The organism is Nocardia sp. BSTN01, from assembly GCF_015354405.1.
Classification (GTDB): domain Bacteria; phylum Actinomycetota; class Actinomycetes; order Mycobacteriales; family Mycobacteriaceae; genus Nocardia.
In genome coordinates this window covers 1-15,609 of record NZ_JADKYP010000023.1, presented here as the reverse complement: position 1 = coordinate 15,609, position 15,609 = coordinate 1, and the positions used below count along the sequence as shown (strand labels likewise).

The window sequence follows — 15,609 nt, the reverse complement described above, 5'->3', positions numbered from 1 at the left end:
CTACTCGTTGTCGGGTGCACCGCAGCGGACGCAGCGGGCGGTTACGGATTCGGCCGGCGGAACGAAGTCGTGGCCGTTTAGGTCGCATTCGGCGGTGATCGCGCAGCCGTCGCAGGTGATGCGGTCACCGTCGTAGAGCCAGCCGTTACGGCCGCCAGCGAGGTAGTAGGCGGCGTGATGGGTGGAGGTGAAGCAGACCGCTTCCCCGGCAGCATCGGTGTAGAGGTCGCCGCAGGAATCGCAGTAGATGACCACGTGGTTTTCAGTGACGAGTCCGCGTTTCATGCCGCCACCGGTCCCGTGTAGCCGTCACCGGGGATGTCGTCGTCGCCCAGGTCGTCGGGGTCGAAATCGCTGTAGTCCTGGGTCGGGGCGAAGTCGACCTCGGCGGCCGGAGAATAGCGTTCGACAATCTCCTTGGTCTGCTCATCGGTGATCCAGAACGCGCGGACCCGAACGAAGCCCTTCTTGCCGTCTTCGCCGACGTAGCCGACACCCGGGGTTTCCTCCGGAATCTCGTCACACAGCGCGCCTCGATCCCTGGCGCCCTGGCCGTGGATCATGGCGATCTGTGTCGGTTCTTCCAGCCGCAGACCGATGCGGGTGGGGAACAGTTGCCGGTTGGGCATGACCTCCTTGGAGGGGTCCTGTACAGCGGCGATCACCGAGACCCCGACCGCGCGGCCCTGGGACTGCAACATGCCGGTCTTGCGGCGGAACGTTTCCTGTTCCTCGCGTTCGGCGTACGACGACAGCGCCGCGGCTTCGTCGATGATGAGCAGGATCAGCGGCTCATTCTTCGACGGCACCAGCTTGCGCAGACCGGCAGCACGCATCCGGGCCTGACGCTCCTGCATCACCTGCACGGCCTCTTCCAGCACCCCGAGGATGGTCGGGGCGTCGGTGGCGAAGCGGACGAACAGCTTATTTTCGCCGACGCCGAACTCGACACCGCCTTTCGGGTCAGCGAGCCACACGTCCACGAACCCGGCTTTGATCGCGGGACCGAGGCCGGCCAAAATCGACCAGAGCACCGAGCCCTTACCGGAACCGGTGGCACCGGCGATCAGGATGTGCGAGTAGAGGATCCGCAGCAGCCATGGAGTGCCGTCTTCACGCACACCCGCCGGAACCGCTTCCAGATCCACACCCGCAGCCGTGACGGTGCCGGTGTCGATGTTGGTCACGACCGCTTCGGCGAGGGTGTCACGCACCCGCAGTTCCAGACGCACCCAACCCGGAGCCGGTGACGATGCGATGACTCGGTCTACGCCGACGTAATCGGCTATGCGGGAACGCATTTCGTCGTTGGACCAGTCCGAGAGGGTTTGTCCGCCCCGCATCAGCAGGTCGACGGTCAGTCCGTGACGGGAGAAGTCCCACCACTCCACCCGCGGATAGCCGATCTCCGGGGAGCCGAGTTTGAGGTCTGAGAACATCAGCTGTGCGTGGGTGGTCGAAGCGAACGACAACACCGCAGGCCGCAGCGCTTCCGGCGACTCTTCCAGATCCCGTGCCAGACCTTGCGCGGTGCTGGTGGCGGGGCGGCGGCCCCACGGCAGGATGTACGCCGCGAACACCAGCGCACTTGCCGCAGACACCGCGACCGGGACCATGTTCACGACGCTCATGGCAGCTCCCGGTAGTAGACGCACATGTCGCACGGGCACGGATCGGCTGTCACGTCGACGTACGGGAACGGTTCGAGGTCTTCGCCGTTGGCGATCTGCGCTTCGGTGACCGCAGCCCTCAGTTGGCCGATCAACGCGGCAGCGACCTCGGGCGGCATCGACAGATCCGGGTACGGACCACCGGAGAAGTGCTCATCCGGGCCGCCGAAGGTGATGAAGATCCAGCCTTCCTGAGCGAGCGGGCTGTTGTACCTCACCGCAGCACGCCCGTATCCGTCCGGGGCACCGGGCATCCGGTAGTGCACCGATTCGTATTCGCGGTAGGAGACCCAGTAGCCCTGGGCCTGCTGCATCACCATGTCTTCACTCACGTTGTCGTCGCTCATCGCGGGTACTCCCCTTTCGAGGTTTCGAGTTCGCAAAACAGTTGGCAGCCCTGCTCATTGGCCGAGGGCAAGCTCGGCTCGGAACAGAACAGGATGCAGCCGTGGGAATCCGGGGCGGCGGGTGCGGGTTCGTCGCAGAACATGACGCACCCCGGTTTGCCGGTGGAGTGTTCGACAGCGGCCGGAGCCACGTCGTGACGCGGACCGAAGGCCAGAAGCCCGGCCACACCGAACGCGACCGCGGTTGCACCGAGAGCCGTAGCGCCCACGGCCACAGCGCCATTGAGACTGGTTTCCAAGCAGATCAGCCCCCGATCGGGACAGAGACCGGCAGCAACGGCGGCTGCACAGGTCGAGAAACAGGAATCGATTGCGCCACAGGAATCACCGGCGCAGCAGGCACCACCGGGGCCGAAGGTTCCGGGACTGCAGGCTCGGCGAACTCCTCCTCAGCGGTCGGAGAGTCCTCCTCGGCATCCGCCACCGTCGGAGCAGGGGCCGGGGCCGGAATGCTTTGTGCGGCACGGAACAGCACCGCCAGGCCGTGCGTGTCCACCAGCAGCGATATCGGGGCGATAGCCGCCACGATCGCGCACAGCCACGCCGGGAGTTCCTTACCGGCGGCTACGGCGTGGATGCTGTTGCCCGCCACCGACACCAGCGCCCCGACCATCAGAACCCAGGTGAAGAACTTCCGTTCGGCGGATTTGGCCAGGACCAAGGCGCCGGCGGTGGCCTGAACGATCGTGCCGTCGATGATCAGCGGGAACAGCCACGCATCCGACGCCGGAATATGCGCCAGCTTGGCCAGATCCCGCAACGTGGCGAACGACAGCCGGAAGGCGGCAGCGCCGACGCCCACGATCACCAGGACCGCGAACACCCGCGCCGCACGCATTCCCCGCTCAGACGTGAACATCAGGCGGCCTTCTCCGCCGCCAAACGCTCCGCCGCATCGTGCAGCATGACGACGCTCATCAGCGACGCGACCAGCTGCCGAGCCTCATCGACCCTCATGGCGACATACACCTGATGGTCGGGCGAGTCCGCGACCTGGATACGGACGTAAGCGGGCTGACGACGGCCCGTATCCGTCTCCCGGGCCGGATCGTAGAGAACCGTCAGCCCGCTCTCTTCGACGTTGCTGTTGAAAGTGCTGATGAAGGACACGACGATCACGCAGCCTTATCGGACTGACCGCGAGCCGGACGGGCCGCACCCGGATCGGCCGCGGGGACCTTGGCGCCGGAGTTGTCACCCGCGATGCCGGTAGCCCGCACCGTCCAACCGAGCGTCTTGAACTCGCCCTGACCGGTCACCTTCGGCTGAAGAGTGACGTTCTCCAGCACGATCGAGCGCATACCGGGCAGCACCTCGGGAGTCGAGGGCACCGGAGCCACGTCAGCCAGGAAGATCACCTGAATGCTCGACTTCTTCGGGTTCGTCTCCGCCGGATTCGTGGCGGTGGCCTTCCACTGCCGCAGACCCGTCACCGGGTCGACCTTCTGACGAGCCGGAGCGTTGCGGTTCTGGTTGTACTCGGTGTCGGGCTCGATCTCGCCAACCAGGACGAGGCCCTTCTCGAAGGCTTCGTTGAACGCGACGTTGAAACGCAGATCCTTGAGCGCCATGACTGAATCTCCTTGTTTCTAGGGGGATTTCGAATCTCGCCTCACTCGGTAGCGGCGATGACTTCATCGTATACGTAGTTTCGTATACGCACAAGAAGTTTGCGTATACGAAGCTTGAGAAAGATCGAATCCGCAGGTCAGGGCGCCGACACGGCATTGTTCGTATACGCATCTTCGTATACGCTGAGCCATAGAGGTTCGCTACCGCTGCCGCTCCGAAGGTCCGCAACCATCGATCCGGGCGGCACATAGAGACAAGAAGGTGTGCGCAATGAGACCCCGCCCGACAGCTCTCGCGTGGATCGACCCCGACGTCAGCGCCGCTCCGGAATGGGATCGCGCCCAAGTGCAGCGCCTAGCAAGGCAACTGGGCTACGCCCTCATATGGCCGGCCTACTCACCGCTGCCACTACCCGATCAGGTCCGCGCGGCCGACGTGGACGCCGTACTCGTACCGTCCGTCGCCCACCTCGACCCGCTCACCCTGAACAACCTCATGGACGTTGTCGACGTCGAGGCCGCGCTACCCCGCTTGTCGTTCGCTCGGTGGCCGATGCAGCAAAAGAGCAGGGGTCAGCGGTGAGCGCGTGGGGCCTACTCGGACTGCTCCTGGTGGTCCTTCCCCTGTCGGTGGCGGTGTATTTCGTGGTGACGTACTGGCCGGAGCCGCGCCCCTCCCGTCGCCAACGCGAGCGGCTAAACCGAGACGGAAGTAATTCGGAAACTGATTCGAATACATGAATGTTTCCCCTCGGCCGACTAACCCAAACACTTCTTTACGTATACGCAGTGCGCTACACTAGTCCCGAGTCCTACTCGTAGTGATTTTTCGAATTGAAGGGAATGATCCCGATGGCAGAACCTGCCTACGTTTCCATCGCAGGCGAATACGCTCGGCGAATTCGCGGCGGTGAATTACCGCCCGGAACCCAGCTTCCAAGCTATTCGGAAATCGCTGCTCGCAACAACGTCTCCGACATCGTTGTCCGGAAAGCCCTTGAATTGCTCCAGAGTCAGGGGCTTGTTCGGTCTGTACGCAGACGGGGTGTGTTCGTATCGGATCGGCCGAACCTGATCCGGATCTCCCCCGAACGTCAGATGGAGGACCCGGAAGTGACGTTCGCGAACGAGACCGACAGCACGGTGGAGATCGACCGGCTTACGGAGACGGTTCCGGCCACGGAAGCACTGGCAGATGCACTTGGCGTGTCAGTTGGCGAGGAGATCACCCACATTGTCACCCGCGCCAGCGAGGACGGTCGGCCGATCTCCGTGTCGGACACCTATCAGCCCGCCGACGTCACCGGCACGTCCGACGCTGCCACGCTAGAGGAAACGGTGGCCGACAGCATTCCGGTTCCGTCGCACGCAGAGTGGTTGAAGACCACTCCAGGCGACCTCGTGAAGACCGTCCATCAGCGCTATATAACCGCGACGGGTCGAGTAATCATGGTGTCGGATGTTTCCTATCCCCGAGATCGCTATTATGCGTTCGTCTTCCGCATGAACTTGAAGCCGGAATTGGAAGCCGCCGCCGAAAACTGAGACATTAGAAAACCGCCGGTCATCCGAAATCTGGGTGACCGGCGGTTTCTTTTTATCGACGGACCCAGCCTTGTGCCCGGTCCGAGAGATTCCACCACGACACGAATTCCGAATCTTCCGATTCAAGTTCCCACCGAGAGTTCAGCGCATCGAAGAAGGCGTCATTGCCAGTCTTTCCACCTTTGGGCTCGCCAATGTAGACCAACCGTCGGCCTCCGTTGGCTTCGAAGGCTGCCAGCGCGTCCGACGCCATCGCATTGCCCCACCCAGGTGGCCAGCAAAGGAACAGGACCTCATCGGCTCGGCCGACACCACGAGCGGCGAATTCGCCGAGATCGCCGACGCTCAGCCACACATCCGCTTGCCCCGTCGCCTGCACAAACGATGGGTTCTCCGTCCGGTCCGGCGGTTCCGAGTCGTACGCCGCAACATTCAGACCGGCGTCCGTCAACTGTGCCGCCCAGTAGCCGCGGCCCGCACCAAGCTCAGCCATCGGGCGCCCATCGCAGAATTCTCGCAGCCAAGTGATGGTTTCTGGGGACGGAATCGCGTAGGCGTAGGTCGCCTGCAAGATCGTCTGCGCGAACCCCAGTCGCGCACTCCCCTGAGGCCGGCCACCGTTCACCACACGTCGGCCCTCATGGTCGGACACCGATGGCCCGACGATGTCCCAGTACGGATTCGCACTGATCGACGGCCCGCCCGTCATGTAGTGGACGAACCGCAGGTCGAACGCGGCGTCTGCCCGGTCGTCTCCCGTACCCGACAGCATCGGAGCGGTATCGAGGTACTCCGCCACCCTCGGATACTCGAACCGCAACCGCTCTTCGTCTCCCAGCAATCCGGCCAGTTCTTCACGACGGTCCGCCGTCAGCGCAAGCTCAGCCATGACATCAAGTCTCGCGGGAGACGGCCGTTTTCGCGAGCGGTTCCGATGAACGCAGCGCTTGGTCGCCATCTCGGCGCAGCATCGGATGCTGTTGCATTGTGGTGCATCCGGGCGTCCATGCGAGAGACGAGTGAGCACACATCATCAGTTCGGAGGCTGTAAGGAGCCGCCTATCAGCTCGCCGACTGCGACAACACCCCACCCTCGGCGATGCGACGCCCGGTCGGTAAGGCACCACTCGACAGGACCCGACGAAGCTGACCCAATACAGTTGCCAGCTAGTTCGGACCGTTTTTGTTCTGTCGCAACCGATCTCGCCGAGCCAATTGCGGCTGCCCATAGACCCGCGCCAAAAGGTTACGCATCCTCGCCTGAGTCCATCGGTCTGCTACTGCGCGCCGTTGTCTACTGTCCATACAAGGTGAGACGAACGCCCAGCCTGTCTGGTTGCCTCAGATCGACAGCCGCACCCCGTCCCGGACGAACTTGGCCCCTCTACTCAATCTTGTGCCCCATCCTCGTCAGATTCACTCACACCAGAATTCGATGCACCAAGTATTTGATTGAGCGTTGCCGAATCAACCGGCGAACGGTAATTCAACACTTGCGATGCGACGGTAATCAAATCCCGGATGGAAGCACTATCTTTGGCTCGAATTATGCTTCCGCCAAAATCTACTACGAGGTCCGTCTGACCATCTTCCGAGGTACTTGACGGAACCCTAAGGGTAGCCTCAGTGACGTAGTATCGATCCTCCAGCGAGTTGGCGACGTCCTCAACGTCGCTCCGCACGTCGGGGCTCTCGACAGCGTCTATCGAGACAGAACGTCGAATCCCACGGAGAACAACCCGAGCAAGGCGATAGGCTGACAGCGGCGCCTGAAGATCGTCCCAAGCCGCAGAGGAACGCCCTTCGCGGGCACGGATGAGCTTACCGTTTCTCGCTATCAGAACTCGCTGATCGCCGCCGATATCAACACTCAGCCTGCCGGAGTCGAACGACCAACGGAATAAAGACGGATTGGGTCCTGACTGCTCATCGACGATACGGGATACGCCTAGGTACGCCCATTTCGCTTCCCACACGTCAGAGTTCGCCCAAATTAACGGTGAGATGTCCATGCCGGCGATGTCCTCACGGATAAGTTCGAGTTCATCGAAGGTCATTAGATTACCGATGAAGCGCCAGAATACATAGTTCTCCGACGCAGCAGGTTGGGACAATAGCCACGGCAACAGATGCCTAATTTCCGCCAACGACAACTTTCCTGCCGCTACGGACTGGATCTCCCGGCCAGCCCCCGGGCCGTTCATCGCGAAATCGATCAACTGTGCAGTGCGAGTTATGCGTAACGCCGCATCTTCAACGAAGCTATCGGCAATTATATCCGCGATCGCGTCGATCCCAGCGGAATTATCCGCGCGGCCGTCTACCAATAGCTCCGCACGGTCGTGGTCGATGTGCCCCTTTCCTCCCCGGACGAAATTGGCGCGTACAAGACTATTAATGGGAGACTCCGCCGAGGCAGTGTTATCCTCCCCGGAAATAATCTCCACCGCTTCCGCATCAGTTACCAATGTGCGGGGCGACACGGTTCGCGCAGAACTTCCTACCGGATCGCCAATCCCGCGCCGGGAGTCGTCATTATCGAGAGCCAGTAGAACTGGTTCGAACTTTCCTAGGTATCGCTCATCATCACCCGCAGCAATTGAGCTATAGGAATCTCGCAAATAGATTCGCCGCTCGCCGCGCTCACCGGGCCAAGTGACGACGAAATCCGGTATAGCACTATGATTATAATATTGAGTGTCTTCAATCCTGGCGGTATTGTCGAGTCGTTGAATCTGGTTTCGTACGACAGTCTTCACGCGTTCGATATAGGCGAGGCCATCTGTGGTGTCCATCGCCTCGCGGAGTGATGAAGTGAACGTCACAGCGTCGTCCTCTTTCTTGGCAGAGCCGCCATTACCTTACTCAGATCATCCGCATCGAGACTAAGCATCTCTTGTTTCGGATTGAAGGTAAGCACCCAAATTCTTTCTGACACGACCTGAAGCAATTCCCGATCTACTTCGTGGCCATTCAGAAGACCTGAGTACTCACCCAGAGAGATTTCAATTTCCTCAACCGAGGCCAACTTCGTCCATCGATTCATTGGCCCGAATGGGTGCCATGAAACCCACATGAATTCCCGCTTATCATCGGGTCTAGACTTTAATTTTCTCTTCGCTGTCGAGCTGTACGCTACGGCTAGGAACTCGTGAAACTTATCCCGGAGATGCGCATCAGTATCGACATTCTTCACCTCGACCGATATCGGAGTGCGTTCGTCAGTGAGGAAGTATCCCGCTAGATCAAACATCTTCGTCGAGTCGTCAAGACACTCGATTTCGCATAAGGCCTCATGATGGTACGAGTTCCACGGCAGTTCAACGAACGTCGTTGCCTCAAGCCAACGTTGGGCTGTTCGGGCCCCGACCCGACCCTTCTCCTGCGACGCTTCCCTCGGCATACAAACAAAGTACACACATTGCCGCCCCAGGTCGCGCAGAACATCCAAGACCGCACCCATGAACATCCAAGCGTCACAACGGGATTCCTTGAGCCGCCGCCGGACGATGCCTGACACCTCGCCCGACGGCCTCTGCCACGATGCAGCCGCCTCGTGCGAAGACAGCGCCATAGCACCCTGAAGACCTCTCGCGTTGGTTGCCGAATTTGGCCATAGAGGATCAAGGGCGGCGCTTCGCGCCGCCGAGCGGCGCCGCCACGCGGCGCCGCGCAACCGCCCGCCTACGCAAGCTGCGGCAAGCGGGCGCGTCGGGCGCGTCGGCGCCGCTCTGGCGACGTGGTAGAACGCCGACTTTCCCTCTCTGACCACTTCATGCAACGACGTGGCAGTGCTGGGCGCGACGCCTGCCGTACCCGGCCGGGCCTCCCGCAGCCGAGGACCGAATCGGCCGGCCACCAGCCCAGTCGACCGGCTGTGGTCGCCCTCGGTAGCCGGATATCCGAGGAAGCTCACCAGGATCTCGGTGCCGGGGTCGGCGCAGTTCGGTTCCGCACCAGCAGGTTTCGGCGCTCACCGATCCTTTCCCATTTGCTATGGACGATCTGCCGAAGGCATACCACCGGCGCAGGGCACTGCAAAGGGCGCTACGCGTCACTTCGTGATGGGCATTCGCCCACCCTTTTCCGCACCCCACACCGGTGGTCTGGACAAGCCCAGATCGACCACAGCAACGAGGAAGGACCTCCCGATGAGCACCACCACTTCCGTCTGCGGAATCCGCGGTTGCGACGCCCCCGCCACCGAAATCCACCCGATGCCCCGATTCGGACGCACCACCTACCGCTGCCACCCGCACCACGCGCAGGACCTCGCCAACCAGGCAGCCGCCGACAGCTACGACTCCGCAGCCGCCTACGACTGACCCGGAGGGGGCTACAGCCCCCTTCCCCACTACTTCGGCCACCGGCAGCGCCGCCGGTGAGTGAGTCGCCACCGACGTCGACTCCGGCCGATCCCCCGGTGCTGGTCACATCGGGACACCGGTCACCCGGTGCGGACGACGGTCCTTCCGTCCGCATCGGGTCGCCGCCACAACTTGTGTTGGGTAGCTGCCGAATTCGCCTTATATCTAGTAGATAGGAGGCGAACTGTCAGATACTCGGCCCTGGGTCCGATGCCAAGAAGTCGCGCGCCTCCAGCAGCGTCTCCATCACCGGCTGTCCGGCCACAACGTCCTCGTAGAACGCGCGTCTCGGCTGCGAATCAGATAGCGGGTCGACCATGTCTTCCGGCTTCAGCCAAACTAGCTGCGGGCCGGGAAAGGTGTTCTCGCCCGGAAACAAATTCCCTCCGGGATACAGCAGCTGAACGCACGGATCGACGTCCTTCAACGCGTCGTGTGCCTTGGTGCCTCGAACCAGGCTGAGGCCCTCTGCGACCTGTCCCGCGCGCACAACCTCCGCACGACGGTAGTACGCCTTGTTCAGCGGCTTTGTGGATCCTTCACGGTGGGTCCGAAGCGAGTACAACTCGTCGAGCGCGTTCTTCACCGCTCGGCGCATCTCCTCAGGGGTGGCGGCTCGCCGTACACGTTCGATCGCCGCATCGATGTCATCGATCAGCACGCTCACTGCTCTCACTGCTCGAATCTATCCACTAACGGCACTGGCCCCCAGCGATATTGCGGAGGCACCTTCCTCATAGCCCAATCGTCTCGCTCCAGCCGAACGAGTCAAGAACCACCTACGGCGTCCGCTACGCGGTGCTGCGCATCCTTGACACGCCCGACTTCCGCCGAGGGCGGCCAGTATGAGAAAGGCGGAGAAGAGCAGTCGGTGGCCGGCGGCGCGATCACCCCGCTGGGCGCTCAGAGGAAGTAACCGAAGGGCTTCGACCCGCCTCAAAAGGCGAGTAAGTGGTGGCCCCTCGGTGCAGTGCGCAAATGGAGCTTCAGCATCGGCACCACCTCCTCACGGCCGAAGTCCGAGGAGACTATATACCGCTGTCGGAAGCTTCGGCGGCACTCTGCCGGTGTCACCACAGTGTCACAAGTCGAGCCGATTCCAGCGGACCGAGGGATACAAAACCGGATGCTCGCGGTACTCCAGCACCCCAGGTCAGACCCCGAAAAATCGGCCGGGGCTGCCTCCGGAGCAGAAGGCAACCGAGAGGTTTAGTCCGGTCTGTCCGCCCATGGGCAGAAAGAACCTGCGCTATTGGTCAGCCGCGCGGTACGTCGCAGCATCGGTCGAACGCGATGCATGAGAACGGGTCGTAGGCCTGCTTGGTTACCTTTTCGAGTAGCGGTACGTGCGGCTCCCAGTTCCACGCCAGCCATCGCGAAACACAGAGCCCGGTGACAGATGTGGCACCCGCGAGCTTCAACGCGGCCGCTGCCGACTGCATCGATGTGCCCGTGGTCCACATGTCATCGACCAGGAGAACCCGCTTCCCCTCAATGCTCGGACGCACACGGTCGGGTACTGCGAACCGATCAGCGGCGGCGATTCTCGGAGCGTCACACCCGCCGACCTGGATTCGCTTGCGACTAATACGACGGGCACTATTCTCACTGGGCTCATCACCGACGAGCCGCGCCACGTTGGTCGTCACTTTGGAAACCGGATGATGTCCCGCTCGCTGTGTCCGTGACGGAACATAGGTCGCAGTATCCCACTCTTTACCGAGTTCCGTATCGCGGATGCACCCGTCGTGAATCCACGTGACGATGTTCGTCAGCAAGTGAACGTCAGTGACGCTGCGGGCGGGCGGCTGGCTGCTCTTGTAGAGGCGCATCGTCTGCGCGCTTTGTGACCGCCCTGATGGGTTCCACCCGTCGGTATACGACATGAAGAAGGTGTAATCACAGGTCAACCCATCCAGTGCGTCCCTTGTGGACGTACATCTATCGCACATCTCGGACCGCGATGGTTGCCTGCATACGGTGCATATCCCCGGCCCCGCGGGCGCGACGTTGTGGAAGTAGGAAATCCGACTGAGACCGATGCGAATCGAGTCGCGGCTCTCCTCGCTTTGGTCCGTCACCATCCACCGCCAGCCAGTGCCGACAGCCGCGCACGCAGTGACTGGTCTGCGGCAGCGATCCTCTCCAACTGTTCAATCGCCTCATGAGCGGTGTCGACCACGAAAACATCCGGACGGTCAACGAGCTCGCGGCCCCAGGTCGTCGTCGTAGCAACGCTGCGGTGCAGCACCAACCGACGGCCATGTGCCACGGCCTCAGAGGCCTGATGCTTGGTGCCCGACTTCTCAGTGGCCTCGGCGATCACGGTGACCTGCGCGAATGCACTCATTGTCCGGTTGCGCGCCGGGAATGCCCACCTCGCGCCGCGGAACCCCGGCAGGAACTGGGTCAGTACCAGGCCGTGTTCGGCGACGGCGGCCTGCAGTGCTCGGTTGGGGGCTGGGTAGGCAACGTCCAAACCGGTGCCGATCACACCAACCACGCGGCCATCGTTCTCAAGGGCTGCGGTCATCGCTGCGGTGTCGATGCCCTCCGCGAGACCGGAGACGACAGTGACGTCAAGGCTGACAAGACCGCGGGCGACGGTACGCGCAAAGTCAAGCGCCGGAGCCGAGGCCTTACGGGACCCAACGATCGCAACCGCTGGGGTGTCGTCGGCAATCGTCCCCGCTGCCATAAGCAGGGCTGGGGGGCGTCGAGCGGCCCGGACCCGGTCAGGGTATTCGGGATCGAGGACCGTGAGGATTTTCCAGCCGCGGCTCTTCCACTGCTCGATGTCGGCGCCTGCGGTGTCGCGGTCAGGGCCCTTGCCTGGAACTGGCAGCAAGGTTGCCTCGATGTAAGAATCCCACACGGCGTCGGCCGAACCGCAGTCGAGCAGCACCTCGCCGAGCGTGTTCTGCGTGAGGCCGTTGGGTAGGTCGCGCATGAGTGCGACAACGGTCGCGGTAGTTGAATTATCCACAATTTTCTCCGGTCGCTGTGGGGCCGGCGGGCGAACATTCGACTCGGGCCTATCCGGTGGTGGGCCAAGCATACGACCCGTCGGTGACGTCGCAGGTCGCGACTAGCGGGAACACGCCATCTACACTGGGCAAACGTGGTTTCGCGACAAGGCGGGTAGAACATCGCTTCGGTACGCAGTGAGTACGCAGCGGTTCCCACCAGCGCCCGATACACCCAACGCTGCAATCCGGAAAACCCAGATCAGGGCCACCGAGCCATAACCAGTCCACCAGCACAAACGCCAGGACCGGTGTTCATCATCAACATCGTGGTGAGCGGTCTGCACAGCTACGCGGGACTCAACTGAGATTCGGCGGCTGTTCGGCCGCGGCTCGAGTGCCTCCCTCGGGTTCTCGGGTGTCCACTCCGCATGCGGGATCACCGGCAGCGTGGGTCGGTAGCGAGCCTGATGCGCAATATTGCGACCTGGATGCGCGTGGTGGTGCAGCGATGTTCTCGGTTAGGTATCGCTGCTTGTCGGTAGCGCGTCAACCTGCGTAAACGCGCGGCACCGGCACTGCCTGCGCCGACGGGTATGCCTGGTTAAGGATGCGGCAAGTTACATTGCAATCGCATTAATGCGATTCAACCGGAGGGGTGGAACCGGTTACTGTGATCGCGCGAAGGTTGCCCTTCATCTGGAGCGGATACGTCGGCCTTCGTTGCTAGGGGATGAACCGGTGCCCCACTTCTGTGGGTCTGAGCCGCCCAGCGGGTGGGGCACTGCCTCCTCTCGCGCCGCGGCCTCCTGTCGCGCCGCGCCGACGACATTCGCCGGTGGGCGCGGGCGGGTCAGTGCATCGTGGAATCGTCCTGGACGTGATGGTCGCCTCGCTGGGTGTTCGGTGAGGCCCCGCCCCCGCGCGGTGGGGCAGGGTTCATACCGGCCTGCGGGACGCCCGATGGCGTCACCGTCGATGACGATCCGGTGTGTGGAGATCGTCTGCCGGGGGCCGGGCGCCTCGGCCGGAACAAGGTTTCGCCCGTACGAGTCGGACAGCATGCGGCCCAGAGCAATACGGTCGTCGGAATTCCCGCGGCGATCAGCAGGCCGATCACCGGATCGTTGCCGCGGCGGCGCGACCGCGCGGGCTCAGTTGCCATCGGCAGCGGTCCCGGCTCGGGACGATCAGGCCGCGCGCGTGCAGGCGGGCCAGGGCATTGCGGATGCTTCGCGTGGTGTGCGCCGTGGCTCGTTGCAGTTGGGCGGCGGTGAGGAGACCGCCCGGCGCGAGTGTGCGCAGGACGGCGCGCTCGCTGGCATTCATGCGCGGGCTCCGGAGGCGTGCCATCGTGCGAAAGACAGTCGAGGGCAAGCGGTTTCGACATCAGCGAGGTGCATGATCAGGTCGAGAGTGCGGGCGTCGAGATGGGCGGGTGTGGGCATGACGATCGCGTCTACGTCGGCAGTGCGGATCTGGTCGAGTAGCGGAATGGTCCGATGCGGCGCCAGCCAGAGCAGCGTGTAACCGAGGTGGCGGGCGAGCCGTTTCACCTGTGCCGCATCCCACTTCGGCGCAGTGCTGACCTCCTGGTCGATCCAGGCCAGCGCTGTCGGACGTGTTCTCATCCCTACCCCTCCTGTCTGTGTATGTCAGATTCGGCGCAGGTAGGCGCGTCGAAGACCAGTGAAGGGACAGGGGGACAGGGCGGCGGTATCGATCTACTCTCGGAGCATGGGCGAACACGTGGGGCGGCGGATCGCATCCGAGCGCAAGATCGCGGGACTGGGGCAGCGTCAGTTGGCGGCGCGCGCGAACTATTCGCTGTCGATGGTGAAGGCGGTCGAGCAGGGGCGAGAGGTTGCCTCACCTGGATTCATCGCGGCGGTGTCCAGGGCGTTGGGGTTGGACCCGGACAGGTTGCAGGGCACGCCCTATCTCGAGACGCTCGAAGAGGACGGTCCCCTCGAAGGCCTGCCCGAGCTGCGGGCCGTGCTCGCAGAAGGTTCGTATGTGCAGGCACTGGAACCGACGACCGCCGTGGAGTTGCGCGCGAACTCGATTCTGTCGAAGCTGCGTTGCACAACGATCGGACGCGCCGCGCTCTTGCGTTGTTGCCGAATCTGATTCGACGACTGCACGGTGCGGCCGAGGCGGCTTCAAACGACGCCGACCGCGCCGCTGTTTACGGCATGCTGTGCGGAGCCTACATCGCAGCGGAGGGGGCATGCTGCCGCCTCGGATACTCGTCGCTGACCGCGCTGGTGCTCGATCGGCTCGATACCGTCGCGTCGCGCGTCGACGACCCCGGCTATGCGGTTCGCAGTGTGATGAAGCGCTCACGGCTTCTCATGGCGCACGATTCAACCGATGTGGCAATGAATTTGGTGGAACGAGGGATGGCATTGGTCCCCGGTGCCGCCGAGGGAGAACGGATTCTGCGCGGCTACGGGCACCTGCGGGCGGCGATCGTGGCCGCGCGCGGGCGTCGTCTGGAACTCGCGCAGGACCACATTGCCGCCGCGCGTGACATCGCGCGGCCGATGAGCCATGAGAGCCACTTGTACACAACGGATTTCGGCCCGGGCAATGTCGAAATCCATGCCTGTGCCGTGGAGTTGGAAGCCGGTGATCCGGGCAGAGCGGCCCGTGAGGGAGCGGAACTGCGCATCCCGTCCGACGTCGCCGCGCCGCGCGTCGGCCATCACTGGCAGGACAATGCGCGGGCGTGGTTGATGTCGGGTAAGCCGGATCGAGCTCTGGCGGCGCTGAACAAGGCTCGTGCCGCCGCACCGCAGCAGACGCGGCTGCATCCTTCGGTGCGCGAAACCGTGTACGGCATCGCTGCGGCGCAGCGCCGTCAATCCGAGGGGTTACTGGGGTTCGCGGCGTGGATCGGGGCGGGGCTCTAGCGAAACCGTGGCGTTTTCGTGCCTCGTGGTGCGGTGGTGGGTGAACTATTCGTGCAAACCTCCGCGAAAATCGCCGAAAACGGGCTGTTGCGTTTTGGGGTGGGTGGCGCGTAGCGCCGCTCACCCTGAAATGTTGGTTGGTTGTGCTGACGGGTGTGGGGTTGGTGA

19 protein-coding genes are annotated in these 15,609 nt (G+C 62.9%); 5 read left to right on the top strand and 14 right to left on the bottom strand.

From position 1 onward, the window contains the following. The 6 genes from IRT45_RS19490 to IRT45_RS19465 form a co-directional block, all read right to left on the bottom strand. Complete coding sequence (locus IRT45_RS19490; RefSeq protein ID WP_194807285.1) at positions 1-285, bottom strand: hypothetical protein; 285 nt, start codon at positions 283-285, stop codon at positions 1-3. Next, on the bottom strand, positions 282-1,631 hold the full coding sequence (locus IRT45_RS19485; RefSeq protein ID WP_194807284.1) for an FtsK/SpoIIIE domain-containing protein: 1,350 nt from the start codon (positions 1,629-1,631) through the stop codon (positions 282-284). Before IRT45_RS19485 ends, IRT45_RS19490 begins: the two co-directional genes overlap by 4 nt. Continuing rightward, on the bottom strand, positions 1,628-2,017 hold the full coding sequence (locus IRT45_RS19480; protein ID WP_194807283.1) for a hypothetical protein: 390 nt from the start codon (positions 2,015-2,017) through the stop codon (positions 1,628-1,630). The genes IRT45_RS19485 and IRT45_RS19480 overlap by 4 nt, the downstream gene beginning before the upstream one ends. Before the next feature lie 304 nt (positions 2,018-2,321). Next, positions 2,322-2,936, bottom strand: a complete 615-nt coding sequence (locus tag IRT45_RS19475; RefSeq protein WP_228534627.1) for a DUF2637 domain-containing protein — start codon at positions 2,934-2,936, stop codon at positions 2,322-2,324. Beyond that, positions 2,936-3,196 (bottom strand): hypothetical protein, encoded by a 261-nt coding sequence (locus tag IRT45_RS19470; protein ID WP_194807282.1) that lies wholly within the window; start codon positions 3,194-3,196, stop codon positions 2,936-2,938. Before IRT45_RS19470 ends, IRT45_RS19475 begins: the two co-directional genes overlap by 1 nt. Further along, a complete protein-coding gene (locus IRT45_RS19465) occupies positions 3,193-3,648 on the bottom strand; it encodes a hypothetical protein (protein ID WP_104393816.1) in 456 nt (151 codons plus the stop codon). Before IRT45_RS19465 ends, IRT45_RS19470 begins: the two co-directional genes overlap by 4 nt. A gap of 271 nt (positions 3,649-3,919) precedes the next feature. Here IRT45_RS19465 and IRT45_RS19460 point away from each other — a divergent pair, with 271 nt between their 5' ends. Both IRT45_RS19460 and IRT45_RS19455 read left to right on the top strand, forming a co-directional pair. Continuing rightward, the gene (locus IRT45_RS19460; RefSeq protein WP_194807281.1) at positions 3,920-4,231 is read left to right on the top strand and encodes a hypothetical protein; all 312 of its coding nucleotides are present in this window, start codon (positions 3,920-3,922) and stop codon (positions 4,229-4,231) included. Positions 4,232-4,500: 269 nt separating this feature from the next. Then, a complete protein-coding gene (locus IRT45_RS19455; RefSeq protein ID WP_194807280.1) occupies positions 4,501-5,193 on the top strand; it encodes a GntR family transcriptional regulator in 693 nt (230 codons plus the stop codon). Between the two features lie 52 nt (positions 5,194-5,245). Here the strand turns inward: IRT45_RS19455 and IRT45_RS19450 are convergent, their stop codons facing one another. From IRT45_RS19450 to IRT45_RS19440, 3 genes are all read right to left on the bottom strand, one after another. Beyond that, positions 5,246-6,082 carry a hypothetical protein gene (locus IRT45_RS19450; RefSeq protein WP_194807279.1) on the bottom strand — a complete coding sequence of 279 codons (837 nt, stop codon included), beginning with the start codon at positions 6,080-6,082 and terminating at the stop codon, positions 5,246-5,248. 499 nt (positions 6,083-6,581) lie between these two features. Then, complete coding sequence (locus IRT45_RS19445) at positions 6,582-8,018, bottom strand: hypothetical protein (RefSeq protein WP_194807278.1); 1,437 nt, start codon at positions 8,016-8,018, stop codon at positions 6,582-6,584. Then, positions 8,015-8,767 (bottom strand): hypothetical protein, encoded by a 753-nt coding sequence (locus IRT45_RS19440; protein WP_194807277.1) that lies wholly within the window; start codon positions 8,765-8,767, stop codon positions 8,015-8,017. The genes IRT45_RS19445 and IRT45_RS19440 overlap by 4 nt, the downstream gene beginning before the upstream one ends. A gap of 577 nt (positions 8,768-9,344) precedes the next feature. Here IRT45_RS19440 and IRT45_RS19435 point away from each other — a divergent pair. After that, entirely contained in the window at positions 9,345-9,518 is a 174-nt protein-coding gene (locus tag IRT45_RS19435) for a hypothetical protein (protein ID WP_194807276.1), read from the top strand. 229 nt (positions 9,519-9,747) lie between these two features. On the opposite strand, the gene IRT45_RS19430 is transcribed toward IRT45_RS19435, so the two are convergent. The 5 genes from IRT45_RS19430 to IRT45_RS19410 form a co-directional block, all read right to left on the bottom strand. Further along, positions 9,748-10,227, bottom strand: a complete 480-nt coding sequence (locus IRT45_RS19430; RefSeq protein WP_194807275.1) for a hypothetical protein — start codon at positions 10,225-10,227, stop codon at positions 9,748-9,750. 589 nt (positions 10,228-10,816) lie between these two features. Next, on the bottom strand, positions 10,817-11,446 hold the full coding sequence (locus tag IRT45_RS19425; RefSeq protein ID WP_228534626.1) for a phosphoribosyltransferase: 630 nt from the start codon (positions 11,444-11,446) through the stop codon (positions 10,817-10,819). Positions 11,447-11,637: 191 nt separating this feature from the next. Next, the gene (locus IRT45_RS19420) at positions 11,638-12,510 is read right to left on the bottom strand and encodes a DNA-processing protein DprA (protein WP_228534625.1); all 873 of its coding nucleotides are present in this window, start codon (positions 12,508-12,510) and stop codon (positions 11,638-11,640) included. Positions 12,511-13,642: 1,132 nt separating this feature from the next. After that, positions 13,643-13,855: a helix-turn-helix domain-containing protein gene (locus IRT45_RS19415; protein WP_194807272.1), complete on the bottom strand. Its 213-nt coding sequence runs from the start codon at positions 13,853-13,855 to the stop codon at positions 13,643-13,645. After that, positions 13,852-14,157 carry a hypothetical protein gene (locus IRT45_RS19410; RefSeq protein WP_194807271.1) on the bottom strand — a complete coding sequence of 102 codons (306 nt, stop codon included), beginning with the start codon at positions 14,155-14,157 and terminating at the stop codon, positions 13,852-13,854. Before IRT45_RS19410 ends, IRT45_RS19415 begins: the two co-directional genes overlap by 4 nt. Before the next feature lie 106 nt (positions 14,158-14,263). Between IRT45_RS19410 and IRT45_RS37035 the strand changes: the two genes are divergently transcribed. Continuing rightward, positions 14,264-14,656: a helix-turn-helix domain-containing protein gene (locus tag IRT45_RS37035; protein WP_228534624.1), complete on the top strand. Its 393-nt coding sequence runs from the start codon at positions 14,264-14,266 to the stop codon at positions 14,654-14,656. Continuing rightward, complete coding sequence (locus IRT45_RS19405; protein WP_228534623.1) at positions 14,641-15,441, top strand: hypothetical protein; 801 nt, start codon at positions 14,641-14,643, stop codon at positions 15,439-15,441. Before IRT45_RS37035 ends, IRT45_RS19405 begins: the two co-directional genes overlap by 16 nt. The last annotated feature ends 168 nt before the right edge of the window (positions 15,442-15,609 follow it).